Source organism: Pseudomonas yangonensis (assembly GCF_009932725.1).
Classification (GTDB): Bacteria; Pseudomonadota; Gammaproteobacteria; order Pseudomonadales; family Pseudomonadaceae; genus Aquipseudomonas; species Aquipseudomonas yangonensis.
This window is the reverse complement of record NZ_BLJU01000023.1, coordinates 1-24,814: the sequence shown is the minus strand read 5'-3', so window position 1 is coordinate 24,814 and position 24,814 is coordinate 1. Positions and strand designations below refer to the sequence as shown.

Annotated in this window: 18 protein-coding genes; 8 read left to right on the top strand and 10 right to left on the bottom strand. The window is 63.4% G+C overall.

The annotated features are described in order from the left end of the window. Positions 1–22: 22 nt before the first annotated feature. Positions 23–790 carry an FCD domain-containing protein gene (locus GYB81_RS21380; RefSeq protein ID WP_161867200.1) on the bottom strand — a complete coding sequence of 256 codons (768 nt, stop codon included), beginning with the start codon at positions 788–790 and terminating at the stop codon, positions 23–25. Positions 791–1,085: 295 nt separating this feature from the next. On the opposite strand from GYB81_RS21380, the gene GYB81_RS21375 reads away from it, so the two are divergent. From GYB81_RS21375 to dld, 3 genes are all read left to right on the top strand, one after another. After that, entirely contained in the window at positions 1,086–2,777 is a 1,692-nt protein-coding gene (locus GYB81_RS21375) for an L-lactate permease (protein WP_161867201.1), read from the top strand. Positions 2,778–2,861: 84 nt separating this feature from the next. After that, on the top strand, positions 2,862–4,001 hold the full coding sequence (lldD, locus tag GYB81_RS21370) for an FMN-dependent L-lactate dehydrogenase LldD (protein WP_161867202.1): 1,140 nt from the start codon (positions 2,862–2,864) through the stop codon (positions 3,999–4,001). 4 nt (positions 4,002–4,005) lie between these two features. Then, positions 4,006–5,718 (top strand): D-lactate dehydrogenase, encoded by a 1,713-nt coding sequence (gene dld / locus GYB81_RS21365; protein WP_161867203.1) that lies wholly within the window; start codon positions 4,006–4,008, stop codon positions 5,716–5,718. 200 nt (positions 5,719–5,918) lie between these two features. Here the strand turns inward: dld and clpB are convergent, their stop codons facing one another. The 4 genes from clpB to GYB81_RS21345 all read right to left on the bottom strand — a co-directional run bounded on the left by clpB (position 5,919) and on the right by GYB81_RS21345 (position 10,638). Continuing rightward, positions 5,919–8,483, bottom strand: coding sequence for an ATP-dependent chaperone ClpB (clpB, locus tag GYB81_RS21360; protein ID WP_161867204.1), 2,565 nt, complete (start codon positions 8,481–8,483; stop codon positions 5,919–5,921). A 129-nt stretch (positions 8,484–8,612) separates the two neighbouring features. Next, a complete protein-coding gene (locus tag GYB81_RS21355; protein WP_161867205.1) occupies positions 8,613–9,353 on the bottom strand; it encodes a nitroreductase family protein in 741 nt (246 codons plus the stop codon). Between the two features lie 127 nt (positions 9,354–9,480). Then, a complete protein-coding gene (locus tag GYB81_RS21350) occupies positions 9,481–9,966 on the bottom strand; it encodes a glutathione peroxidase (RefSeq protein ID WP_004424465.1) in 486 nt (161 codons plus the stop codon). A 186-nt stretch (positions 9,967–10,152) separates the two neighbouring features. After that, positions 10,153–10,638: an FKBP-type peptidyl-prolyl cis-trans isomerase gene (locus tag GYB81_RS21345; protein ID WP_161867206.1), complete on the bottom strand. Its 486-nt coding sequence runs from the start codon at positions 10,636–10,638 to the stop codon at positions 10,153–10,155. A gap of 11 nt (positions 10,639–10,649) precedes the next feature. Here GYB81_RS21345 and GYB81_RS21340 point away from each other — a divergent pair, with 11 nt between their 5' ends. From GYB81_RS21340 to yihG, 4 genes are all read left to right on the top strand, one after another. Continuing rightward, positions 10,650–10,934 carry a DUF3565 domain-containing protein gene (locus tag GYB81_RS21340; RefSeq protein ID WP_161867207.1) on the top strand — a complete coding sequence of 95 codons (285 nt, stop codon included), beginning with the start codon at positions 10,650–10,652 and terminating at the stop codon, positions 10,932–10,934. After that, positions 10,935–12,119, top strand: coding sequence for an acetate kinase (locus GYB81_RS21335; RefSeq protein WP_161867208.1), 1,185 nt, complete (start codon positions 10,935–10,937; stop codon positions 12,117–12,119). Between the two features lie 9 nt (positions 12,120–12,128). Continuing rightward, positions 12,129–14,222 carry a phosphate acetyltransferase gene (pta, locus tag GYB81_RS21330; protein WP_161867209.1) on the top strand — a complete coding sequence of 698 codons (2,094 nt, stop codon included), beginning with the start codon at positions 12,129–12,131 and terminating at the stop codon, positions 14,220–14,222. 298 nt (positions 14,223–14,520) lie between these two features. Beyond that, positions 14,521–15,417, top strand: coding sequence for a 1-acylglycerol-3-phosphate O-acyltransferase, YihG family (yihG, locus tag GYB81_RS21325; protein ID WP_024309445.1), 897 nt, complete (start codon positions 14,521–14,523; stop codon positions 15,415–15,417). A gap of 15 nt (positions 15,418–15,432) precedes the next feature. Here yihG and GYB81_RS21320 read toward each other — a convergent pair whose 3' ends face one another. The 5 genes from GYB81_RS21320 to GYB81_RS21300 form a co-directional block, all read right to left on the bottom strand. Beyond that, on the bottom strand, positions 15,433–17,580 hold the full coding sequence (locus GYB81_RS21320; RefSeq protein ID WP_161867331.1) for a putative bifunctional diguanylate cyclase/phosphodiesterase: 2,148 nt from the start codon (positions 17,578–17,580) through the stop codon (positions 15,433–15,435). 45 nt (positions 17,581–17,625) lie between these two features. Next, positions 17,626–21,342 carry a CHASE domain-containing hybrid sensor histidine kinase/response regulator family protein gene (locus GYB81_RS21315; RefSeq protein WP_161867210.1) on the bottom strand — a complete coding sequence of 1,239 codons (3,717 nt, stop codon included), beginning with the start codon at positions 21,340–21,342 and terminating at the stop codon, positions 17,626–17,628. A gap of 242 nt (positions 21,343–21,584) precedes the next feature. Next, positions 21,585–22,241: a YiaD family glycine zipper/OmpA-like lipoprotein gene (locus GYB81_RS21310; protein ID WP_161867211.1), complete on the bottom strand. Its 657-nt coding sequence runs from the start codon at positions 22,239–22,241 to the stop codon at positions 21,585–21,587. Between the two features lie 141 nt (positions 22,242–22,382). Continuing rightward, positions 22,383–23,051 (bottom strand): YiaD family glycine zipper/OmpA-like lipoprotein, encoded by a 669-nt coding sequence (locus GYB81_RS21305; RefSeq protein WP_161867212.1) that lies wholly within the window; start codon positions 23,049–23,051, stop codon positions 22,383–22,385. A 64-nt stretch (positions 23,052–23,115) separates the two neighbouring features. Then, the gene (locus tag GYB81_RS21300; RefSeq protein ID WP_161867213.1) at positions 23,116–23,760 is read right to left on the bottom strand and encodes an MBL fold metallo-hydrolase; all 645 of its coding nucleotides are present in this window, start codon (positions 23,758–23,760) and stop codon (positions 23,116–23,118) included. A gap of 50 nt (positions 23,761–23,810) precedes the next feature. Between GYB81_RS21300 and GYB81_RS21295 the strand changes: the two genes are divergently transcribed. Then, positions 23,811–24,814: tyrosine-type recombinase/integrase (locus GYB81_RS21295; protein WP_161897947.1), on the top strand; the 1,004-nt coding region annotated here is incomplete at its 3' end.

The following is a 24,814-nucleotide window of genomic DNA, read 5'->3' as shown; positions in this document are numbered from 1 at the left end:
ATTATCGCCGCTGCACGCGGTTCTACAGCCCCTGCCGCCTTTGCGCTCGCGCCACGCGCTGAGCTTCCAGCTGAACTTCCGAAAGCACTTCCTGCACGTAATCGATGTGCTGGTTGGACAGATCGCGCGCATCTTCCGCACGCCCTTCGATGATCGCCTCGTACAACGCGCGGTGCTGACCGATCAGCATGTCGCGTGTCTCTTCGCGCTGGGCATACATGCCGCCGATATTGGTCACGACGTTGCGTTTAAGCAGGTCGAACAGGCCGCGAATGGTATGCAGCAGAACGGCATTGTGGCTGGCCTCCGCAATCGCCAGGTGGAAACGCGCATCGGCAGCGCCCTCCTCCGCACGCGTCACCTTGCCAACCCGCGCATAGCAATCCTGCAACGCCTCGAACGCCTCGGCCAGGCGCTGCCGGTCGATATCGGTCGCCCGTCGGGCCGCGTAATAGGCGCAGGAACCCTCCAGCGTATGGCGAAACTCCAGCAGATCGCGCTGCGCATCCTCCTTGTTCTCCAGCAGCTGCAGTAACGGGTCGCTGAAGGTCGAGCCAAGGGTTTCGGCCACGTAGTTGCCGCCACCCTGGCGACTGACCAACAGCCCCTTGGCCACCAATTTTTGAATCGCTTCGCGCAGGGACGGGCGGGAAACGCCGAACTGCTCCGCCAGCGCACGCTCGGCAGGCAGCCTCTCGCCGGCACGCAAGGTGCCCTCGAGAATCATGGTTTCCAGCTGCGCAACGATGTCATCCGAAAGACGTCGCTGCCGCACCAGTCCTACTTCCATCACCCACATCTCCATTGGTTTGACCAGGCTTCAGGCCCAATGGCGCAAGCCTATAGCGCTCATCCAGGCGGAACAAGCCAGCACTATACGACCAAAGTCTTAGCATCTCGATTTGACAGCCTATTGAGCAACTTTTAACCTGAGCCCGCTACTTTGTAAATTGGTCTTACCAATTTAACCAACAAGAACAACAAACCATCGAGGTCTCGCCATGACAGCCCTACGCGCTGCAAGCCTGTTCGATAACGCCTCATCCCTGCCGCGCCAGTCGCGCGCTCGTGTGGAGTAACTCCCAATGTCCAACGGAATTCTCGCCCTGCTGGCGTTTTCGCCGATCCTGCTTGCAGCCATTCTGCTGATCGACCTGCGCTGGCCGGCCAAGCACGCCATGCCGCTGGTTTATCTACTCACTGCCGCGGTCGGCCTGTTCGCCTGGGACATGACCCTCAACCGCGTTCTCGCCTCCACGCTGCAAGGCCTGCTGATCACGCTGGGCCTGCTGTGGATCATCTTCGGCGCGATCCTGCTGCTGAATACCCTCAAGCACTCCGGAGGCATCACCGCGATTCGCGCCGGGTTCACCACCATCAGCCCCGACCGCCGCATCCAGGCCATCATCATCGCCTGGCTGTTCGGCTGCTTCATCGAAGGCGCCTCGGGCTTCGGCACGCCGGCGGCCATCGCCGCTCCGCTGTTGGTGGCCATCGGTTTCCCGGCCATGGCCGCGGTGCTGATGGGCATGCTGGTGCAGAGCACACCGGTCTCCTTCGGTGCGGTCGGCACGCCGATCATCGTCGGCCTCAACACCGGCCTGGATACCGCCACCATCGGTGCGCAACTGGCCGAACAGGGCTCGTCCTGGGCGCAGTTCCTGCAACTGATCACCAGTGAAGTGGCGATCATCCACGCCACTGTCGGGGTGATCATGCCGACCATCATGGCGATGATGCTGACCCGTTTCTTCGGTCAGGAGAAAAGCTGGAAAGCCGGCCTGGAAGTGCTGCCGTTCGCCATCTTCGCCGGCCTGGCCTTCGTCGTGCCGTACGTCTTCACCGGCGTGTTCCTCGGCCCGGAATTCCCGTCGCTGCTGGGCGGCCTGATCGGCCTGGCCATCGTCACCAGCGCTGCCCGCTTCGGCTTCCTGGTACCGAAGAAGACCTGGGACTTCGCCCCGGCGGACAAGTGGCCGAGCGAGTGGCTGGGCACTGTCGAGATGAAGCTGGACGAGCTCGCTGCCAAACCGATGAGCTCCCTGCGCGCCTGGCTGCCCTACGTACTGGTCGGCGCCCTGCTGGTGGTCAGCCGCGTCTTCCCGGACGTCGGCAACGCCCTGAAGGCGGTGGTGGTGAACTTCCCCGATCTGCTCGGCGAAACCGGGATCAGCGCCAACTTCCAGCCGCTGTACCTGCCGGGTGGCATTCTGGTCGCCGTGGTCCTGGCCACTTTCTTCCTGCACGGCATGAAGGCACGTGATCTGGGCAAGGCGGTGAAGGAATCCTCCAGCGTACTGCTCAGCGCCGGCTTCGTGCTGCTGTTCACCGTGCCGATGGTGCGCATCCTGATCAACTCCGGGGTCAACGGCGCGGAACTGTCCAGCATGCCTATCCTCATGGCCCGTTGGGTAGCCGACAGCGTTGGCGGCATCTACCCGCTGCTGGCACCGAGCATCGGCGCACTGGGCGCCTTCATCGCCGGCTCCAACACTGTCAGCAACATGATGTTCAGCCAGTTCCAGTTCGGCGTGGCCAGCAGCCTGGGCATCTCCAGCGCGCTTATCGTCGCGGTCCAGGCCGTGGGCGCCGCTGCCGGTAATATGGTGGCGATCCACAACGTGGTTGCCGCTTCGGCCACCGTTGGCCTGCTCGGCCGCGAAGGCAGTACGCTGCGCAAGACCATCTGGCCGACGCTGTACTACGTGCTGTTCACCGGCATCATCGCAATGGTCGCGATCTACGTGCTGGGTGTCAGCGACCCGCTGGTGCACTGATCCGCATCACTCGAAAGCGCCCCGGCTTGGCCGGGGCTCTTGCCGTCAGGCTACGCTTCCCCTTTTCAGCAACAGGATGAGCCCATGATCATTTCTGCCTCCACCGACTATCGCGCCGCCGCCGAGCGCAAGCTGCCGCCCTTCCTGTTCCATTACGCCGATGGCGGTGCCTACGCCGAGCACACCCTGCGCCGCAACGTCGCTGACCTGTCGGATATCGAACTGCGCCAGCGCGTGCTGAAGAACATGTCCGAACTGGACCTGTCCACCGAGCTGTTCGGCGAGAAGATGGCGATGCCGGTAGGTCTGGCGCCGGTCGGCCTGACCGGGATGTTCGCCCGTCGCGGCGAGGTGCAGGCAGCCAAGGCGGCAGCGGCCAAGGGTATTCCCTTTACCCTGTCCACCGTGTCGGTGTGTCCGATCGAGGAGGTGGCGCCGGCCATCGACCGGCCCATGTGGTTCCAGCTCTATGTGCTGAAAGATCGCGGCTTCATGAAAAATGCCCTGGAGCGCGCCAAGGCCGCTGGCTGCTCGACCCTGGTGTTCACCGTGGACATGCCGGTGCCCGGCGCTCGCTACCGCGACGCCCACTCCGGCATGAGCGGCCCGAACGCGGCGCTGCGCCGCATGCTGCAGGCCATGACTCATCCGCAGTGGGCCTGGGACGTCGGCCTCATGGGCAAGCCGCACGACCTGGGCAACATCTCCGCCTACCGCGGCAATCCCACCGGCCTGGCCGACTACATCGGCTGGCTGGGCGCCAACTTCGATCCGTCGATCTCCTGGAAGGATCTGGAATGGATCCGCGACTTCTGGGACGGCCCGATGGTGATCAAGGGCATCCTCGACCCTGAGGACGCCCGCGACGCGGTGACCTTCGGTGCCGACGGCATCATCGTTTCCAACCATGGCGGTCGCCAGCTCGACGGCGTACTGTCCAGCGCCCGCGCACTGCCGGCCATCGCCGACGCGGTCAAGGGCGACCTGAAGATTCTCGCCGACTCCGGCATCCGCACCGGCCTGGACGTGGTGCGCATGATTGCTCTCGGCGCCGACACCGTGCTGCTCGGCCGCGCCTTCCTCTACGCCCTGGCCGCAGCCGGTGGCGCCGGCGTAAGCAATCTGCTCGATCTGATCGAGAAGGAAATGCGCGTGGCCATGGTCCTGACTGGCGCCAAGTCCATCGCCGAGATCACCTCGGATTTGCTGGTAAAGGAGCGTTGATCCCATGACTGCTGCCGCCACCATCACCCGCGACGCCCTGCTGGCGCAGATGCGCCAGATTGTCGGTGCCAGCCACGTGCTGACCGATGAACAATCGACGCGGCGCTTTCGCAAGGGCCATCGAACCGGTGAGGGCAATGTGTTGGCGGTGGTACGCCCGGGCTCGCTGCTGGAACAGTGGCGCATCCTGCAGGCGGCGGTGGCGGCCGATCGCATCGTCATCATGCAGGCGGCCAACACCGGCCTGACCGGGGGCTCCACCCCGGACGGCGACGACTACGACCGCGAGATCGTGCTGATCAGCACCCTGCGCATCACGGGCGTGCAGCTGATCAACGATGGCCAGCAGGTAGTCTGTCTGCCCGGCGCCACCCTGGATCGCCTGGAGCAGGCCCTGGCGCCGCTGAATCGCGAACCGCATTCGGTGATCGGCTCGTCCTGCATCGGCGCTTCGGTGCTCGGCGGCATCTGCAACAACTCCGGCGGCGCCCTGGTACGCCGCGGCCCGGCCTACACCGAACTGGCGCTGTACGCGCAGGTGAAGGATGACGGCTCGCTGGAACTGGTCAACCATCTGGGGATCGAGCTGGGCGACAATCCCGAGGAGATCCTCACCCGCTTGCAGAACGGCGACTATACGCCGCAGCAGGTGCGCAACGAGGAGCATGCCAAGGCTTCCGACGCGCGCTACGGCGAGCACGTGCGCGATGTCGACGCCGACACCCCGGCGCGCTTCAACGCAGACCCGTCTCGTCTGTTCGAGGCTTCCGGCTCGGCCGGCAAGCTGTGTCTGTTCGCCGTGCGCCTGGACACCTTCCCGAAGGAGCCGAGCACGGTGTTCTACATCGGCAGCAACGACCCGCACGATCTGACCGAAGTGCGCCGCCACCTGCTGGCCAAACTGCCACGCCTGCCGATTGCCGGCGAGTACATCCACCGCACCGCCTTCGACATTGGCGAAAAATACGGCAAGGACACCTTCCTGGTGATCGACAAATTCGGCACCGCCAGGGTGCCGGCCGCCTTCGCCATGAAGAGCCGGGTCGACGGTTTCTTCGAGCGCTTCGGCCTGCGCGGGGTGACCGACAAGGTGATCCAGGCGCTGATGAACCTGCTGCCCAGCCACCTGCCCGCGCGCATGCGCGAGTACCGTGACCGCTTCGAGCATCACCTGCTGGTGCGTGTCTCCAACGACACCCTGGAGCAGACCCGCGCCTTCCTCACCGAGTACTTCAGCGGCAGCGCCAGCGGCGCCTACTTCGAATGCGACGCCGAGGAAGGGCGCAAGGCCTTCCTGCACCGCTTCGCCATCGCCGGCGCGGCCATTCGCTACCGCGAGGCACACCGCAGCAGCGTCGAAGACATCCTCGCCCTGGACATCGCCCTACGCCGCAACGACCGCGACTGGGTCGAGACACTGCCGCAGGAGATGGAAGAGCAGATCATCCACAAGCTCTACTACGGGCACTTCTTCTGCCATGTGTTCCATCAGGACTACATCGTCAGAAAGGGCATCGACCCGATCGAGATGGAGCACCGCATGTGGAAACTGCTGGATGCACGCCGCGCCGAGTACCCGGCCGAGCACAACGTCGGCCACCTGTACGTGGCCAAGCCGGCGCTGGCCGGTTTCTACCGCGAGCTCGACCCGACCAACACCTTCAACCCCGGCATCGGCCATACCTCGAAGAAGAAGCATTGGGGTGGTTGTTGCTAAGACGCTGAGTCCATACGTAGGAGCGGCTTTAGCCGCGAACGAGAAAAATCGCGGCTGAAGCCGCTCCTACACGAAACGCGCAGCACCATAGTCCGGATGCAATCCGGGGAAAACCTGACGCCGACTCCCCGGATTTCATCCGGGCTACGAAAGCAAAGGCCCGCCGATTTGGCGGGCCTTCGTGTTTACGCGGCAAACGATCAGGCGAAGACGATGTCCTCGCCCTCCACCTTGGCCTTGACCTGCGCCCCCGGGGCGAAGTCACCGGCCAGGATGCGCTGCGCCAGCGGGTTCTCGATCCAGCGCTGGATTGCACGCTTGAGCGGGCGCGCACCATACACCGGGTCGTAACCGACGGCGATCAGCTTGTCCAGCGCCTCCGGCGTCAGCTCCAGGCTCAGCTCGCGCTCGGTCAGGCGGCCACGCAGGCGCTGGAGCTGGATCTCGGCGATACCGGCGATCTGCTCGCGGCCCAGCGGCTCGAACACCACCACCTCGTCGATACGGTTGATGAACTCCGGACGGAAATGGCTGCTCACCGCGTCCATCACCGCCGCGCGCTGCGCTTCCTTGTCGCCGACCAGCTCCTGGATCTGCGCCGAGCCGAGGTTGGAAGTCATCACGATCACCGTGTTCTTGAAGTCCACGGTGCGCCCGTGGCTGTCGGTCAGGCGACCGTCTTCGAGCACCTGCAGCAGCACGTTGAACACATCGGGGTGAGCCTTCTCCACCTCGTCCATCAGCACCACCGAATACGGCTTTCGCCGCACCGCCTCGGTCAGGTAACCGCCCTCCTCGTAGCCGACATAGCCGGGCGGCGCACCGATCAGGCGGGCGACGCTGTGCTTCTCCATGAACTCGGACATGTCGATGCGCACCAGCGCTTCCTCGGTGTCGAAGAGGAACTCGGCCAGCGCCTTGCACAGCTCGGTCTTGCCCACCCCGGTCGGGCCGAGGAAGAGGAACGAGCCGCTCGGCCGGTTGGGGTCGGCCAGGCCTGCGCGGGAACGGCGCACAGCGTTGGCCACGGCCACCACCGCTTCGTCCTGGCCGATCACCCGCTGGTGCAGCAGGCCTTCCATCTTCAGCAGTTTTTCGCGCTCGCCTTCGAGCATCTTGCTCACCGGAATGCCGGTCCACTTGGACACGACCTCGGCGATTTCCTCGTCGGTGACCTTGTTACGCAGCAACTGGTTCTCGCTCTTGCCGTGCTGGTCGACCATCTGCAGGCTACGCTCCAGATCCGGGATCACCCCGTACTGCAGCTCGGCCATGCGGTTGAGGTCGCCCTTGCGCCGCGCGGCCTCCAGCTCGGTCTTGGCCTGCTCGATCTTCTGCTGGATCTGCGCCGAGCCTTGCACCTCGGCCTTCTCCGACTTCCAGATCTCATCCAGGTCGGCGTATTCCTTCTCCAGCTTGGCGATGTCTTCTTCCAGCTTGACCAGGCGCTTCTTGGTCGCCTCGTCGTCTTCCTTCTTCAAGGCCTCGCGTTCGATCTTCAGCTGGATCAGGCGGCGATCCAGACGGTCTAGTTCCTCCGGCTTGGAGTCGATCTCCATGCGGATGCGGCTGGCGGCCTCGTCGATCAGGTCGATGGCCTTGTCCGGCAGCTGGCGGTCGGTGATGTAGCGATGGCTGAGCTTGGCCGCGGCGATGATCGCGCCGTCGGTGATGGTCACGCCGTGGTGCACCTCGTAGCGCTCCTTGAGGCCACGCAGGATGGCTATGGTGTCTTCCTCGCTCGGCTCGTCCACCAGCACCTTCTGGAAGCGGCGCTCCAGCGCGGCGTCCTTCTCGATGAACTGGCGGTACTCGTCCAGCGTGGTGGCGCCGACGCAGTGCAGCTCACCACGGGCCAGGGCCGGCTTAAGCATGTTGCCGGCGTCCATGGCGCCCTCGGCCTTGCCGGCGCCGACCATGGTGTGCAGCTCGTCGATGAACAGAATGATGCGCCCTTCCTGCTTGGACAGCTCGTTGAGCACGGCCTTCAGGCGCTCCTCGAATTCGCCGCGGAACTTGGCGCCGGCGATCAGCGAGCCCATGTCCAGCGACAGCAGGCGCTTGTCCTTGAGGCCATCGGGCACCTCGCCATTGACGATGCGCTGGGCCAGGCCTTCGGCGATGGCAGTCTTGCCCACACCGGGCTCGCCGATCAGCACCGGGTTGTTCTTGGTGCGCCGTTGCAGCACCTGGATGGTGCGGCGAATCTCGTCGTCACGGCCGATCACCGGGTCGAGCTTGCCCTCCTCGGCGCGCTTGGTCAGGTCGACGGTGTACTTGTCCAGCGCCTGGCGCGACTCCTCGACGTTGGGATCATTCACCGCCTGGCCGCCACGCAGGTTGGCGATGGCATTTTCCAGCGCCTTCTTCGACACGCCCTGGCCAAGCAGCAGCTTGCCCAGCTTGGTGTTCTCGTCCATGGCGGCGAGCAGCACCAGCTCGCTGGAAATGAACTGGTCGCCCTTCTGCTGTGCCAGGCGGTCGGCCTGATTGAGCAGGCGCGCCAGGTCCTGCGACAGGTTGATGTCGCCGGTTGGGTTCTGCAGCTTGCCGAGCTGGTCCAGCTCGCGGGTCAGGCCCTGGCGCAGGCTATTGATGTCGAAGCCCACCTGCATCAGCAGCGGCTTGATCGAGCCGCCCTGCTGTTCCAGCAAGGCCTGCATCAGGTGCAGCGGTTCGATGGCGGCGTGGTCCATGCCCACGGCCAGGGACTGGGCGTCGGAGAGTGCAAGTTGCAACTTGCTGGTCAAACGATCGATACGCATAAATGTCCTTCCTCCAGAATGGCAGGCCGGGACTACATCCCCGAATACTGATACCCGCCGAGATGAAGACTAGATAAGGACGATTACGCCGTATTCAAGACGAGGCCATTTGATCCAGGTCAAACCTGCTTATAGCCAGGTGACCTGCTGCTCCAGCGGAAAACGCAGGCGCGGGTTGTACACGCCCTTCTCGCCCTGCCGCCCGACGGCCAGCAGCATGATGGGGATGGCCTGGCGCGGAATCTCCAGCACGCGGCGCAGGCGCACTTCATCGAAGCCTTCCATCGGACAGGTGGCATAGCCATGGCTCTGGAAGGCCAGCATCAGATTCTCCGCTGCCAGCGCGGTGGACTTCACCGCCCACAGGCGCATGTCGGCCTTGCTGTTAGGCGTGCGCATCAGCGGCTTGCGCAAGGCCATCAGACGCACCAGTTGCCGCTTGAACAGCCCCAGCAGGCCCAACGGCCCCTGGTTGTACTGGAACGGCGCAGTCTTGCTGTAGAAGCGGCGGATGCGCGCCGGCACCTCGGCTTCCGGCCACTGTTCGATGATGTTGCGACAGGCATGGCGCCAGGTATCCGGCCGCGCCAGCACGGCGATGATCAAGGGCGCCCGTGCGGCGTTCTGGCTCATGCACACAGGATGCAGCAGTGCCAACAGGGCCGGATCGCGAATCACCTGAAAACTCCAGGGCTGCAGGTTGCAGGAATTCGGCGCCAGCACGGCCAGCTCCAGACAATCGCGAATCACCGCGTCCGGCAGCGGTTCGGAAGTGAAGCGGCGCACCGCGCGGCGACTTTCGATCAGCGCGCGCAGTTCGGCCGGCGAAGCCATGGTGGCCGGCGTTTGCTCGTGGGGAAAGCGGGTCATGGGCGCACTCCTCGGCAGTCGCCCGATTAAGCAACCGAACGACCGGGCGAGCAAGGCCGCGAGAGGAAATGGCCGAGAGATTGGCCGATCAGTCGCGCTTGGTGCCCTCTGCCCAAGCGCGACGGTGCTACAGACCCAGCGCCTTCTCGATGGCCTGGATCAGCGCCGGGTCGTCCGGCGTGGTGCGCGGCGAGAAACGCGCCAGCACGCGACCATCCTGACCGACCAGGAACTTCTCGAAGTTCCAGGTGATATCGCCCGGAAACTCGGCGCCCTCGCCCGCCAGCAGGCGATACAGCGGATGACGACCGGGGCCATTGACCTCCAGCTTGCTGCCCAGCGGGAAGGTCACGCCATAGTTGAGGCTGCAGAACGAACGAATCTCGTCCTCGCTGCCCGGCTCCTGACCGGCGAACTGGTTGCAGGGCACACCGAGCACGGTAAAGCCATTGCCCTTGTACTGCTGATAAAGTTTTTCCAGCCCTGCGTACTGAGGCGTCAGGCCGCACTTGGAGGCGACGTTGACCACCAGCACCACCTGGCCCTTGTATGGCGCCAGCGGCAGTTCCTGGCCATCCAGCGCGCGCAGATTGAGATCGTGAAAGGCACTCATGACGAAACTTCCTCAGCGAATTCAGTGCAGCGGGCGCAAGGCCCGGTAATCCTCGTGGCAGCCGCGACTGGGCAAGCTGCCATGCATGAAAAAGGCGCCCTAAGGCGCCTTGATCGCAAGCTTGAGCTTAGCAGCGGTTGACCCAGTGGGTACGACCGCAAGTCGCCTGACCGGCAACTTCGCCTGTCAGTGGTGATGACCACCTTCGCCATGGATGTGACCGTGAGCCACTTCCTCTTCGCTGGCGTCACGCACGTTCACCACCTTGACCTTGAAGTTCAGGCGCTGGCCGGCCAGCGGGTGGTTGCCGTCGACAGTCACGTCGTCGCCGTCGATGTCACGGATGGTGACGATCTGCATGCTGCCGTCCGGGCCGGAGGCGTGAAACTGCATGCCCACTTCCAGAGTGTCGACGCCCTCGAACATGGCGCGGCTCAGGGTAGCGACCAGCTCGGCGCTGTATTCGCCGTAGGCTTCTTCCGGCTCGACGGAGACTTCAACTTCGTCACCGGCTTTCTTGCCGACCAGGGCCTTTTCCAGGCCGAGGATGATGTTCCCGGCACCATGCAGATAAACCAGCGGCGCGCCGCCAGCGGAGCTGTCGATCACCTCACCGGCATCGTTGGTCAGGGTATAGTCGATGGAGACGGCCTTGTTGGCGGCGATCAGCATGGGGAGACCTTTTGCGAAAGAGAAATGAACGGCCAAGTCTAACCAAGGCCAGCCGGGATTGCGACCCGAGCCCAGACAAACGGGCTGTGCATATCCTTGATTTTCGTCAGGACGAGCACGGCGACTGGGTGGCAGTCTTATCTTGTGGCCATACTCAACATCTGCGCCACCGACCGCCCTGGCAAAATCGGCCCTGGGTACTCGATCCCGGGCAACGCCAGGCCAGGCGGGGCAGCTTCTTCCCCTGCGGTTGGTGTGCCTTGGATCGGTCGTACGATGATTTCAAGGAAACTTAAATGTCTGCACGCAACATTCTGGTGATCAACTGCGGCAGCTCGTCGATCAAGTTCGCCCTGGTCAACGAAGCACAGGAAACCTTCATTCTCAGCGGCCTGGCCGAACGCCTGGGCAGCCCCGAAGCGGTCCTGCACTGGCAACAGGACGAACATAAGGACAGCCTGATGCTGTCGGGGGCCGACCATCGTCTGGCCCTGTCTCACCTGCTGCCCATCGTGCAGCAGGCCGCCGCCGGCGCGCTGCACGGCATCGGCCACCGCGTGGTGCATGGCGGCGAGCATTTCTCCGGCGCCACGCGCCTGGATGCCGTCAGCCTGCAGGCGATCCGTCATATCGCGCCACTGGCGCCCCTGCACAATCCGGCCAACCTGCAGGGCATCGAAGCAGCGATGAAGCTGTTCCCCGATCTGGTGCAGGTGGCGGTGTTCGACACCGCCTTCCATCAGAGCCTGCCAGAGCACGCCTACCGCTACGCCGTGCCACAGACGCTTTACGCCGAGCACGGGGTGCGCCGCTACGGTTTCCACGGCACCAGCCATCGCTACGTCAGCCGCAAGGCCGCACACATGAGCGGCCTGGCATTCGACGCCAGCAGCTGGCTGGTCGCACACCTGGGCAATGGCAGCTCCACCTGCGCCGTGGAGAATGGCCACAGCCGCGATACCAGCATGGGCCTGACACCGCTGGAAGGCCTGGTGATGGGCACACGCAGCGGTGACGTCGACCCCAATCTCCACAGCCATCTGGCACGCACCCTGGGCTGGAGCCTGGAGCAGATCGACAGCATGCTCAACAAGGACAGCGGCCTGCTCGGGCTGTCCGGCCTGTCCAACGACATGCGCACCCTGGAGCAGGCTCGCGAACAGGGCCATGCCGGCGCCAGCCTGGCCATCGAAGTGTTCTGCTACCGCCTGGCCAAATCACTGGCAGCGATGAGCTGCGCACTGCGCCGCCTCGACGGGCTGATCTTCACCGGCGGTATCGGCGAGAACTCGGCGCTGATCCGCAGCAGGACGCTCGATCACCTGAGCCTGCTCGGGCTCAAGCTCGATGCCCAGGCCAACGCCCGTTGCGTGCGCGGCGTCGCAGGTGCCATCCACGCCGAGGGGCATACCCGCGTGCTGGTGGTACCGACCAACGAAGAGCGGCAGATCGCCCTCGATACCCTTGCCCTGCTCGACTGAGGTTCATTCATGCATACCTTCTTCATCGCCCCCACCGGTTTCGGTGTCGGTCTTACCTCCATCAGCCTGGGGCTGGTCGGCGCACTGGAACGCAGCGGCCTCAAGGTCGGATTCTTCAAGCCCATCGCTCAGCCGCATACCGGCGACCTCGGCCCGGAGCGTTCCAGCGAACTGGTCGCGCGCACCCATGGTTTGAACTCGCCCAAGCCGCTGCCGCTCAGCCATGTCGAGCGCATGCTCGGCGACGGCCAGTTGGATGAGTTGCTGGAAGAGATCATCAGCCTCTATCAGCAGGCTGCCGTCGACAAGGACGTGGTCATCGTCGAAGGAATGGTGCCGACGCGCCACGCCAGCTACGCCGCACGGGTCAACTTCCATCTGGCCAAGAGCCTGGATGCCGACGTGATCCTGGTCAGCGCCCCGGAAGACGAAAGCCTCACCGAGCTGTCCGACCGCATCGAAATTCAGGCGCAGCTGTTTGGCGGCCCGAAGGACCCGAAAGTGCTCGGCGTGATCCTCAACAAGGTGCGCAGCGAGGATGGCATCGAAGCCTTCGCCGAACGCCTGGAAGAGTTCTCGCCGCTGCTCAAGACCGAAAATTTCCGTCTGCTGGGCTGCATTCCTTGGCAGGAGGAGCTGAACGCGCCACGCACCAAGGACATCGCCGAGCTGCTCGGCGCACGCATCCTCAACGCCGGCGACTACGAGCAACGGCGCATGATGAAGATCGTGCTGTGCGCCCGCGCCGTGGCCAACAGCGTGCAGTTGCTCAAGCCGGGCACCCTGGTGGTAACGCCGGGCGATCGTGACGACATCATTCTCTCTGCCAGCCTCGCCGCGATGAATGGCGTGCCCCTGGCCGGCCTGCTGCTGTGCAGCGATTTCGCCCCCGATCCACGCATCATGGAATTGTGCCAGGGCGCCCTGGCCAGCGGCCTGCCGGTGATGACGGTGAGCACCGGCTCCTACGACACGGCCACCAACCTCAACCGCCTGAACAAGGAAATTCCCCTGGATGACCGCGAGCGCGCGGGCAAGGTCTCAGACTTCGTCGCCGGGCATATCGACCACGACTGGCTGGCCAACCGCTGCGGCACACCGCGTGAGCTGCGCCTGTCGCCACCGGCCTTCCGTTATCAACTGGTGCAACGGGCCAAGGCCGCAGCCAAGCGTATCGTTCTTCCCGAGGGCAGCGAACCGCGTACCGTGCAGGCAGCCGCCATCTGCCAGGCACGCGGCATCGCCCGCTGCGTACTGCTGGCCAAGCCGGAAGAGGTTCATGCGGTGGCCCGGGCACAAGGCATCGAGTTGCCGGAGGGTCTGGAAATCCTCGACCCGGATCTGATTCGCGGCCGCTACGTCGAGCCGATGGTCGAACTGCGCAAGGGCAAGGGTCTCAATGCACCGATGGCCGAGGCGCAACTGGAGGACACCGTGGTGCTCGGCACCATGATGCTCGCGCTGGATGAAGTGGACGGCCTGGTTTCCGGCGCCATCCACACCACCGCCAACACCATTCGCCCGGCGCTGCAGCTGATCAAGACCGCCCCCGGCTACAACCTGGTGTCCTCGGTATTCTTCATGCTGCTGCCGGATCAGGTGCTGGTTTATGGCGACTGCGCAGTGAACCCGGACCCGAACGCCGAGCAGCTGGCAGAAATCGCCCTGCAGAGCGCCAACTCGGCACTGGCCTTTGGCATCCCGCCGCGCGTGGCCATGCTCAGCTACTCCACAGGCGACTCCGGCAGCGGCGAGGAAGTGGAAAAAGTACGCGCGGCCACCCGCCTGGCCCGAGAAAAACGCCCGGACCTGTTGCTCGACGGCCCGCTGCAATACGACGCCGCCGCCATCGAGAGCGTCGGCCGGCAGAAGGCACCGAACAGCCCGGTGGCCGGCCGCGCCACGGTGTTCGTGTTCCCAGACCTGAACACCGGCAACACCACCTACAAGGCGGTACAGCGTAGCGCCGACTGCATCAGCGTCGGTCCCATGCTGCAGGGCTTGCGCAAGCCGGTGAACGATCTGTCGCGAGGCGCCCTGGTCGACGATATCGTCTACACCATCGCCCTGACCGCGATCCAGGCGGCCAACCTGCCGGCCTGAGACCAAGGCGGCTGCCGCGCCCGGCGCCGGCAGCGCGGATGCAAACCGGGAGCGCTAGACCAGCCACTCCCGGATTGCGTCCGGTCTAGGGTCCGGTGCATAGAGCTGCTCCTGCACCCAAGGAAACCAAACGGTCACTGCTGGCACTTGCAGGTCAGTGCACAAGCGTTAACCTTTGCGCCGAACCAGCTCGCTGCACGGAACGCCGCAGCTCTTTCGACCGATACGGGGCACAGAGCAAGCCCCATTCTCAGGCCGCCCGCCGGGCGTGCGGCCTGCTTACGGAGGCGTTCGCCCGATGCTGCACTTTCTCCCCGCGCCGCTGCGCGGCCTGATCGCGAGCCTGCTGCTGGCTCTGAACACCCTGTTCTGGTGCTGGCCGCTGTTCTTCGTCGCCCTGCTCAAGTTGCTGCTGCCCTTCGCGCCGATCCAGCGCGCGCTGCGCTTCGTCATGCATGGCATCGCGGAAAGCTGGATCGGCGTGAACAAGTTCTGGATGCGCCTGGTCGGCCATATCGACTGGAAGGTCCAGGGCCTGGAGCGCTTCGATACCCGCCATTCCTATCTGGTCACCAGCAACCACCAGAGCTGGGTCGACATCCTGGTGCTGCAGTACCTGCTCAATCGGCGCATGCCGCTGCTGAAGTTCTTTCTCAAGCAGGAGCTGATCTGGGTGCCGGTGATAGGCCTGTGCTGGTGGGCGCTGGAATTTCCCTTCATGAAGCGCTTCAGCAAGGAATACCTGGCCAAGTACCCGGAAAAACGCGGCCAGGATCTGGCCACCACACGCCGCGCCTGCGCACGCTACAAGAGCAACCCGGTGGCGGTGTTCAACTTTCTCGAAGGCACCCGCCTGACCCCGGCCAAGCATGCGCAGCAGCAATCGCCGTTCAAGTACCTGCTGAAACCCAAGGCTGGCGGCATCGCCTTCGTGCTCGACGCCATGGGCGAACAGCTGCATGCCATCGTCAACGTCACCATCCACTATCCGCACGGCGTACCCGGTTTCTGGGACCTGCTCTGCGGTCGTCTGGATGCCGTGCAGGTGAACTTCAAGCAGGTCGACATTCCCCGCGAATTCATCGGTCACAATTACGATCAGGACGCCGACTATCGCCTGGCCTTCCAGCAGTGGGTCAACCGCCTGTGGGAAGAGAAGGACGCCGAGCTCGCCAGCCTGCACCGGCAAGCCTGAAGCGTGCCCCACGCGTCATTCACCACGCGGCAGGGGCAGCCTGCTCCAATCCAGCAGCGCCGGCACCTGCATTGCGGTGCCGGCCGGCACACCCGGCGCCACCAAAAAGCCCTGCATGATGGTGCAGTGGTGCTGCGTCAACCACTCACGCTGCGCCTGGGTTTCCACGCCCTCGGCGATGACCTCCAGGCCCAGATGGCGGCCAAGATCGATGATGGTGCTGACCACAGCCGCATCGCGTGGTGAGTCGAGCATGTTGGAGATGAACAGACGGTCGATCTTCAGCGTGTCCAGTTCGAAGTGGCGCAGGTACGCCAGCGACGAATAGCCGGTGCCAAAATCATCGATGGCGATTTTCACGCCCAGCTCACGCAAGTGACGCAATTGCGCCTGGGTCAGCTCGAGGTCCTGCATCAACGCGCTCTCGGTGACCTCCACCTCCAGCTGACTGGGTTTCAGGCCGTGGGCATCCAGCACCCGTTTCAGGTCAGGGACCAGCTGCGGCATACCGAACTGCACCGGGCTGACATTGAGACTGAGGACCATGTCCTCGCCGAACTGCTGCTTGAACTCCGCCAACTGCCTGGCCCCCTCGCGGAAGATCCAGTCGCCGAGGCGGTTGATCAGGCGGGTTTCTTCGAGCAACGGAATGAACACGTTCGGCGCAACGGTACCAGCGACGCGATGCTGCCAGCGTAGCAAGGCCTCGAATCCGCGAAGGCGGCCGGTCTCCAGCTGGAACTGCGGCTGGTAAACCAGTACGAAGTCATCGTTCTCGATGGCGTGGCGCAGGCTCTCCTCGAGCATCAGCCGCGAGCGCGCCCGGCCGTTCATTTCCTGAGAAAAGAAGCGGTACTGCTGGCGCCCGGCACGCTTGGCTTCGTACATCGCCATGTCGGCCGAACGCAGCAGTCCCTGGACACTTTGCCCGCACTCCGGGAAGCAGGCGATACCGACGCTGGCACCAAGGGTAAAGTCCACGCCATCGAGCGTGTGGCGTACCGAAACCAGCTCGATCAGCTTCTCCGCCACCTTGGCTGCATCCTCGGGATGGCCGAGGTTGTCCAGCAGCGCGGTGAACTCGTCCCCTCCGATGCGCGCAAGGCTGTCGTAGGGACGCAAGCAGGCCTTGAGCTGCTCACCGACACGGCGCAGCAACAGATCGCCGACATCGTGACCCAGCGAGTCGTTGATGCGTTTGAATCCATCCAGATCGAGATACAGAACCGCGACACGCTGGCCGCTGCGCTCGATACGCGCCAGCGCCGACTCCAGCGCCTGATGAAAACCTCGGCGGTTGAGCAGGCCGGTCAGCGAATCGGTCACGGCCTGCGACTCCAGTTGCGCGTGCAGATTGCGCACCACCGACATGTCCAGCGCGATCACCACCATGGCACGTTGCGCTTGCGGCAGCGGTGAACAGGACAGCGCCACCGGCACGCAGCCCCCCTTGAAGGTGCGCATCATGGCCTCGTGTACCCGGTAGGTCGTGTCGCGCTTGAAGTGCCGGTAGAACTCGGACTCCTGCCAGCCGCCCTCGTTGGCGGGGTTCTTGAGAAACGACAGCAGGTCGGCGCCCTCCAGATCGCCCACCTCGCCATCGAGCATCTGCGCCATGGCCGGGTTGGCGAACTGGATGCGACCATCCTCGCCGACCACCAGAATGCCCTCGGCAGCATTGTCCAACACCGAGGCATTGAACGCCCGTGCGCTTTCCAGCTGCTGGGACAGCGCCTGCAATTCGCAGCGATTGTGCTCATGCTCCAGCAGGCTCTGGATCTTGTGCCGCAGCACGCTGGGGTCGAAGGGTTTTAGAACGAAATCCACAGCACCGGAGCTGTAACCGCGCAGCACCGCGTCATGCGTCTGGGCGATGGCGGAAACGAAGATGATCGGTGTCAGCCGCGTACGCGGATTGCCACGCATCAGCCGAGCGACTTCGAAGCCGTCCATGCCCGGCATCTGCACGTCCAGCAGCACCAGCCCGACATCCTCCTCAAGCAGGCAACGCAACGCTTCTTCGCCGGAACTGGCGCAGCGCAGCTGCCACTCTCCATCCTCGAGCAGCGCCTGCATGGCCTCGAGGTTTTCCATACGATCATCCACCACCAGCAGAACCTGCTTGGCGGGTACGGCGGCGTTCTTGGTCTGCGCCTGGGCCATCGTCACTCCCCTATCCATCTGCCCTTGCACCACTTGCTCCTGCCATCAGGTTAGTCCATTGCCAGACGAAGACACGGGCGGCATAGCCAACCAGCGCTCCAGCAGTGCCAGCAATTCATCACGCTTTATCGGCTTGGCCATGTAGTCGTCCGCGCCAGCGGTGATGCATTTTTCCCGGTCCCCCTTCATCGCATGGGCCGTAAGCGCAATGATCGGAATCGCGCAGCCATGCTCCTGCTTGAGCAGGCGCGTGGCGGTGTAGCCGTCCATGTTGGGCATGGCCATGTCCATCAGGATCAGGTCGTATGGGTGACGCTGATAGCTGGCGATGGCTTCGAGGCCGTCCTTGGCGGTACTGACGCACAGCCCGACTTCATCCAGCAATGCCGTCAATGCATAGACGTTGCGCACATCGTCATCGACCAGCAGGATGCGCTTGCCCTGCAGCGGATTCAGTCGCGCATGCGCTGGCTGCGGCGCCTGAACATCGTCGAGGAACCCCTGCATCGCCTGACACAGCGCCGCGGTATCGTCGCCCTGCTTGCGCACCACCACGGCGCTGTAGCGACGCAGGCGCTGCAGCGTCTGCTGGGTGACATCCACGCCGGTGTTGATCACCACTCGAGTCCCCTGCAGCGGCCGCAGCTGGTTGAGGCTGTCGAGCAGGGCGAACCCATCCTGATCCGGCAGATCGAGATCGATCACCAGCGCGCAGAACTGGCCCTGCATGTAGGCCGCACGTGCCTGCTCGCCATCGGCGCAGGCGACCACCTGAAAGCCCAGCTCCGTGAGCTGCTCACGGTAGTGCTCTCGCTCGACCTCGACATCCTCCACTAGCAATACGGCCTGCTCCTGCTGCATGCCATGTTGCAGCTCGAAGAACACCTGCTCCAGCTCATCGCGCCCGATGGGTTTGACCAGATAACGCGTGCCGTCGTCGTTCCATCCTGCAGGTTGCGGCACACAGGAAATGATATGCACCGGCGTATGCCGGTGGCCGGGTTGTGCGCGCAGACGACGGAACAGCTGCCAGCCACTGAGGTCGGGCAGCAGGATGTCGAGAATCACCGCATTGAACGACTCCTGCTGCAGCAGGCCCAGGGCCTGCAGGCCGGTGCGGCAGTGCACGCTGGAAAACCCGTGTGCATGCGCCTCCTCGGCGATTACCGAAGCAAAATTGACGTCGTCCTCCACGATCAGCAGCGGCGGCCCGTCACCGGCCCGCTGTGGCGCTTCGACCGGTGCCTCGACACTGAGCGAAGCGACCTGAACCGGCAGTCTGACGGTAAAGGTCGAGCCCAGGCCGGGCGCGCTTTGCAGGTTGATATCACCATCCAGGGCCAGCACCAGTTGGCGAGTGATGGCCAGCCCCAGGCCGGTGCCGCCGAAACGCCGACTGGTGGAGCCGTCGAGCTGCTGAAAGGCCTGAAATATCTGCTCGTGCTGGGCCGGATCGATGCCGATGCCGGAATCACGCACGCTGAAGCAGAGCAGCTCGCGCTCGTCCTCCTGTCGCCCCTGACTGCTGACACTCAGCGTGACGTCGCCCTTGTCGGTGAACTTCAAGGCGTTGGACAGCAGGTTGCGCAGGATCTGGTGCAGACGTACACGGTCGGTATGAATGACCCGCGGTACGCCAGCCTCCAACTGGGTGTGCAGGCGCAGCCCCTTGAGCTCGGCCATCGGACGCAGGCTGGCATCCAGCTCGACCAGCACGTCCTGCATGTTGATCGGCTCGAGTTTGAGCTGCATACGCCCGGACTCGACCTTGGCCAGGTCGAGTACATCGTTGATCAGCTGCAGCAGATCGCTGCCGGCGCGATGCACGATATCGGCGTGCTTGGTCTGCTTCTCGGTGAGGTTGCCGGCCTGGTTCTGACGCAGTTGATCGCTGAGAATCAGGATACTGTTGAGCGGCGTGCGCAGCTCATGGGACATGTTGGCGAGAAATTCGGACTTGTAGCGGTTGGCCAGCAGCAACTGCTCGGCCTGCTCACGCAACTTTTGCTCGGCGGCCTTGCGCTCGCTGATGTCGATGATCACCGCCTGCACCAGGTTTTCATCGCCACTGCGAATCGGCGACAGGCCCACTTCCAGGGGAATCATGCGGCCCTCACGATGCACGCCGAACAGCTCGCGATTGCCCCCCATGCGACGCTGTTCGGGCATGGCCTGGTAGCCACGTCGCAGCGCCACATGGCTGCCGCGCTGCGCCGCCGGCAGGAGCATTTCCACCGGCTCGCCAAGCAGCATCTGGCGCTCATAGCCGAACAGCAGTTCGGTCTGCCGATTGACCATGGCGATGCGCCCCAGCCCGTCGACCAGCACGATGGCGTTGGGCGATGCCTCGACCACCAGACGAAAGCGTTCTTCTGCCACCTTGCGGACGCGCAAATCCACCAGGTTGATCAGGTAGCTGCTGCCCTCGTGTAGCGGGTTGAGGCTGATGCTGGCGGGAATCGACTCACCGCGCAAAGTGCGCACCATACGCTCGTCGTTCTCGGCCAGTTGCTCCTGCAGATCTTTCGGTGATTCGATATTCGGCAACACCCGCAGGATGGTTTCACCGGGCAACGCATTGAGCGGACAATCGAACAACTCGGCGGCACTGCGGTTGGCCATTTCGATACGGCCCTTGTCGTCGCATAGCAGGGTCGCTACCGGCAGACGCTCGACAAGCAGACGAAAGCGCTCCTCGCGCTCGCGCAGCGCCATCGCGGCTCGCTCGCTGACCTGCAGCTTGCGTTCACGCTGATGGAGAAAACCACCGACCAGCAGCGACAGCAAGAGCGTCGCTGCCAGCCCCGCCCAGAGCCCGAAGGTACCTGAACGGTCCACCAGACTGCGCTCGTATTCAGGCGTGCCAATGACTTCCAGCGCCCAGGTGCGACCGTACAGTGGAAGTTCCTGCTGACTACGAAAATGTGGAAGCCAACCTTTGGTCTTGGATTCGCCAGTGGCCAGTTGCAGATCGGTTGCCTGGGAGTCCTTCAGAACGATATCGAACGAACGCGCCTGGGTGCCGAGAATCCCATCGATCAGGTCATGACCGCGAAACGCTCCATGCACCATGCCCAGTAATGCGGAACGCCGCTGCTCTGCCGTGTTCACGGGCAACCCCGGACGAAAAACCGGCAGATAAAGCAACACGCCGGACTGTATGTCGACATCGACCTCCTGGCGCAGTATCAGTGGACCGCTGAGGCTTGCCTCGCCAGATTCGACGCTGCGCTCGATGGCCACCCGACGAGCCGCCTCACTGAGCATGTCGAAGCCGAGAACACGTCGATTGCGCCAATCCAGCGGGCTGACGTACTCGATGGGCAGGTACTGCTCGCGCTCACCGGGAGGAAATATCTGATAATCGAGACGACCGCTGGCGATTGCCTGCGCCTCGAATTCGGCAAGCTGCGCCGGCAACAAGTATCGGGACCAGGCCACAGCCTGAATACCGGGGTAGCGATCCTGGACTTGCAACTGATCCAGAGCCCGCTCCCATTCGCCTAGCGAGACCTGATCACTGCCAATCATCAATCCGGATATGCCGCGCAGCACCATTTCGTAGGTCCGCATGCGTGCAAGCACCCGCTGTCCGATTTCCTGCGCCTCAAGCTGAAAGCGGCGGTGCCGGTTCTCCTGCTCACGCTCCTGCAAAATGCTCCACTGCCAGGAGATCAGGCCTCCCAGCCCAAGCAGCAGACTCAGGGCAGCCAATAGCGGTACCCAGGGCCTTGGCGGCCGCTCGACAGCTCTGTCGTCCATTCGCTCTCCTTCGGTCATCCAGAACCAGCGCGCACAGGTGATCCGTGCGCGGGCTGCACAGAACCATAGCAGGCATTCTAGTCAGGTTTTCCATGGATGGCCTTTGGCCAGAACAGACTCGACAGGCGGTCAGGAAACTGGCGAAAACGCGCCCTTTCATGACGTGTGCGCGACGCACCTGCAGCGACCGGCGGATACTAAAAGCCTCCCATTGGGAGGCTTTCGTACTACTGTGGCAAGGCTTACAGCGGACGCAGGTTGATCTCGACGCGGCGGTTCTGCGCGCGGCCTGCATCGGTAGCGTTGCTGGCAATCGGCTGGCTCGGGCCGGCACCATATGCGGAGATACGCTGAGCGGCCACACCGTTGGCCGTCAGGTAATTGGCCACGCTCTGCGCGCGACGCTGCGACAGGCTCTGATTAAGCTCCTGCGAACCCGTGCTGTCGGTGTGACCGACGATGTTCACGCCGTTCTTGTTGAACTCCTTGAACACCAGCACCAGCGAATTGAGGGTCGGGTAGAAGCTGCTGGAAATGTCTGCAGAGTTGCTGGCGAAGGTGATGTTGCCCGGCATGATCAGTTTCAGATCATCGCCATTACGTTGCACCTGCACGCCGGTGCCCTGCAGGGTCTGACGCAGCTTGGCTTCCTGGGTGTCGACGTAGTAGCCGTAACCACCACCGGCCGCGCCACCGACAGCCGCACCGATCAGTGCACCTTTGCCGCGGTCTTTCTTGCTCGAAGTCGCAGCTCCGATCACGGCACCGGTGGCGGCGCCGATCCCGCCGTAGATGCCGGCTTTGCCAGCCTGGCTTTCGCCGGTGTAGGGATTGGTCGTACAGCCAGCCATCAGGGCCATGAGCGCAGTGGCTGCGATCAGATTACGCCTGGTCTTCATAAGGTTTCCTTGCAGATTCTTGGTATCGGGCAGACATGCCGCAGTCTTCGAGCCGCCACGGCGCGGCGAAGTTCCGCCCAAGCTTATCAGCCTAGGCGGATGAGCAGTGCGATCTGCAGCAGATCGTGGAAGAGGTGCAGGTCACTGCACGCCAGGCAACGGACGCAAGGTGACCTCGACGCGGCGGTTCTGCGCGCGGCCATCAGCCGTGGCGTTGCTCGCCACCGGCTGATCCGGCCCCATACCGCGTGTGCTCAAGCGGCTGGGATCGACACCCTGCGCCAGCAGATAATCAGCCACGCTCTGTGCACGGCGCTGCGACAGCGCCATGTTGTGACTGTGCGAACCGGTGCTGTCGGTATGCCCGACCACCTCGATACTGTTCTGGTTGTACTGGCGGAAGGAGTTGGCCAGGTTGTTCAACGGCTGGTAGAAGCTGCTGGCGATTTGCGCCGAGTCGGTGGCAAAGGTGATATTGCCGGGCATGATCAGTTGGATCACATCGCCCTGGCGCTGCACCTCGACGCCCGTGCCCTGCATGCTGCGGCGCAACTCTTCTTCCTGCTTGTCGGCGTAATAGCCATAACCGGCTGCCGCGGCACCGGCAACGGCCGCGCCGATCAGCGCCCCCTTGCCGCGGTTGTCGTGGTTGATCAGAGCGCCGGCGGCCGCACCGGCCAGCGCACCCAAGCCGCCGTAGGTGGCCGTGCGATTGGAGCTCGGCGCGCGCTGGTCATAGGGGTTCTGCGAGGCGCAGCCAGTCAGCAGCAGCGCAGACGAGCAAAGTGCGATCAGGGAAAGGCGGAACATGAAGGAATCTCCATGAACGGTGAATGATGGCTATTTGAGTCACCACGCAGCCATTAGTGCCCTGTCACGCGCGAATAAAGGGGTTCTCGCGCATCTCGTCGCCCAGACGCGTGTCCGGACCATGGCCGGTGACCACGGTGGCATCCTCGTCGAGGCTATACAGACGCTGCCGGATCGAACGCTCGATGGTGGCGTAATCGCCGCCCCACAAGTCGGTACGGCCAATACCACGACGGAACAGGGTGTCACCGGCGATCAGCAGCTTGGCATCTTCGAACCAGAAGCTCATCGAACCCGGCGTATGCCCGGGCGTGTGCAGGGCCACACCGCAACCGCAGGCAAGTTCCTCGTCATCGGCCAGCCAGCGATCCGGCGCCGGAACCGGCGTATAAGGCACGCCGAACATGTTGCATTGCATCTCCAGGTTGTCCCAGAGGAACTGATCCTCCTTGTGCAGGTGCAGCGTGGCGCCGGTCTTCTCCTTCATCTGCCCCGAGGCGAGGAAGTGATCGAGATGGGCGTGCGTGTGAATGATGCTGACCACCTTCAGGCCATGGGCCTCCAGGCGCGCCATGATCAGATCGGGATTCCCGCCGGGATCGACCACGACGGCCTTCTTCGTAACCGGATCGCCGATGATGGTGCAGTTGCACTGCAAAGGCCCGACAGGGAATGTTTCGCGTATTAGCGCGGTTTTTGCGGGTTCCATGGGTGTTCCTGTAGGATTAATGGCACATTTTTGGCACAGTGCGATTGACGATGGCGACGATCAGGAAGAAAGGCCCTTACCAGTGGCACGCCCAAATCAGGCGTAAAGGGTGGCCCCAACAGACCCGCACTTTCAACACCCAGGCAGAGGCGAAAGCCTGGGCAACGATGATCGAGCGCGAGATGGACGCCGGCGTGTTCGTCAGCCGCAACGAGGCGGAATCGACCTCCTTCGCCAAAGCCCTGCAGATGTACGCCGAGCAGGTGACTAGCAAGAAACGCAGTAGCGATTCCGAGCTATCACGCATCCAGGCCCTGCAGCGCCACCCACTGGCCCTGAGATCGCTGGCCAGCATTCGCGGCGCCGACATGGCCAGCTACCGCGATCAACGCCTCGCAGAGGGGCTGGCAGCGGCCACAGTACGCCGTGAGCTTGCGTTGATATCCCATGTTTTCACCATCGCCCGTAAAGAGTGGCGCATGGAGTCCTTGAGTAACCCCGTGGAGCTGATTCGCCAACCCAGTGTTGATGACGCCAGGGATAGACGCATCCTGAGCGCAGACGTTTGGACACTGCGCGACGGCAAACTGATTTGCGAGCACCTGGATGAGTTGGAAATGATCTGCCGCTACTCACGCTCGGCCGAGCTTCCTCAGATCGCCCGGTTCGCCGTCGAGACCGGTATGCGTCGTAGTGAAATTGCCGGCCTGCTGCGGGCCAATGTCGACGAAAAAAAGCGAACCGCGATGCTGCCACTAACCAAGAACGGTTCTGCCCGTGGCGTCCCCCTCTCCAGCCTGGCAGTGGAAATACTGAAGAGCCTCGCAGACCGAGAGGACGGCCGTTACTTCAAGAGCCAACCAGACTCCATAACCAAAGCATTTGCTGACGCAGCAGAGGATGCACGCAATGCATACACCGAAGGTCTAACCCTGCACCTCAGGCAGAAAAAGCTCTCACAAGAGCGGATCAAAAAACGCATCTGCGATGATCCATTCCTGCTCGACCTACGTTTTCATGACCTGCGCCATGAGTTCTCCCAACATTGCAAATG

Coding starts and splice junctions, on each gene's coding strand:
- GYB81_RS21380 (WP_161867200.1), bottom strand. CDS start 790: ATGGAAGTAGGACTGGTGCGGCAGCGACGTCTTTCGGATGACATCGTT.
- GYB81_RS21375 (WP_161867201.1), top strand. CDS start 1,086: ATGTCCAACGGAATTCTCGCCCTGCTGGCGTTTTCGCCGATCCTGCTT.
- lldD (WP_161867202.1), top strand. CDS start 2,862: ATGATCATTTCTGCCTCCACCGACTATCGCGCCGCCGCCGAGCGCAAG.
- dld (WP_161867203.1), top strand. CDS start 4,006: ATGACTGCTGCCGCCACCATCACCCGCGACGCCCTGCTGGCGCAGATG.
- clpB (WP_161867204.1), bottom strand. CDS start 8,483: ATGCGTATCGATCGTTTGACCAGCAAGTTGCAACTTGCACTCTCCGAC.
- GYB81_RS21355 (WP_161867205.1), bottom strand. CDS start 9,353: ATGACCCGCTTTCCCCACGAGCAAACGCCGGCCACCATGGCTTCGCCG.
- GYB81_RS21350 (WP_004424465.1), bottom strand. CDS start 9,966: ATGAGTGCCTTTCACGATCTCAATCTGCGCGCGCTGGATGGCCAGGAA.
- GYB81_RS21345 (WP_161867206.1), bottom strand. CDS start 10,638: ATGCTGATCGCCGCCAACAAGGCCGTCTCCATCGACTATACCCTGACC.
- GYB81_RS21335 (WP_161867208.1), top strand. CDS start 10,935: ATGTCTGCACGCAACATTCTGGTGATCAACTGCGGCAGCTCGTCGATC.
- pta (WP_161867209.1), top strand. CDS start 12,129: ATGCATACCTTCTTCATCGCCCCCACCGGTTTCGGTGTCGGTCTTACC.
- yihG (WP_024309445.1), top strand. CDS start 14,521: ATGCTGCACTTTCTCCCCGCGCCGCTGCGCGGCCTGATCGCGAGCCTG.
- GYB81_RS21320 (WP_161867331.1), bottom strand. CDS start 17,580: ATGGCCCAGGCGCAGACCAAGAACGCCGCCGTACCCGCCAAGCAGGTT.
- GYB81_RS21315 (WP_161867210.1), bottom strand. CDS start 21,342: ATGGACGACAGAGCTGTCGAGCGGCCGCCAAGGCCCTGGGTACCGCTA.
- GYB81_RS21310 (WP_161867211.1), bottom strand. CDS start 22,241: ATGAAGACCAGGCGTAATCTGATCGCAGCCACTGCGCTCATGGCCCTG.
- GYB81_RS21305 (WP_161867212.1), bottom strand. CDS start 23,051: ATGTTCCGCCTTTCCCTGATCGCACTTTGCTCGTCTGCGCTGCTGCTG.
- GYB81_RS21300 (WP_161867213.1), bottom strand. CDS start 23,760: ATGGAACCCGCAAAAACCGCGCTAATACGCGAAACATTCCCTGTCGGG.